Genomic DNA, 439 nt, shown 5'->3' with positions numbered 1-439 from the left:
ACAAAATTTAAATCCAATAAACAATTAAATGCCTATGTCGGTATTGATATCAAAAGATATCAATCTGGTAACACTCAATATAGAGACACTATTAATAAACGTGGAAATAAAAAAGCTCGGAGATTACTGTTTTGGGTCGTGATGAATATCATTAGGGGACAACGACATTATGATAATCACATTATTGATTATTACTATAAACTAAAAAAGCAGCCTAATGAGAAACCTCATAAGACTGCCGTGGTAGCTTGTATGAATCGTTTATTAAAAACAATCCATTACTTAGTTACTAATAATAGGTTATACGATTATCAAATGTCGCCACATTAAAATAATCATACAATCAAATATATATTAACACCTTATTAAAAAAAATAAAATCATAAGGTCTATTTTAGTATGCCATTTTTTAATACTAGTACTTGACTAATCGTAGGAA

General features: G+C 28.0%; 1 protein-coding gene. It reads left to right on the top strand.

Annotated features, from left to right (window positions below; genetic code table 11):
* Positions 1 to 330, top strand: a 330-nt coding sequence (locus CD129_RS12725) for a transposase (RefSeq protein WP_144437025.1), incomplete at its 5' end; no start/stop codon positions are given.
* Positions 331 to 439 lie beyond the last annotated feature (109 nt).

Source organism: Mammaliicoccus fleurettii, from assembly GCF_003970575.1.
Classification (GTDB): domain Bacteria; phylum Bacillota; class Bacilli; order Staphylococcales; family Staphylococcaceae; genus Mammaliicoccus; species Mammaliicoccus fleurettii.
This window is presented reverse-complemented; position numbering and strand designations above follow the sequence as displayed.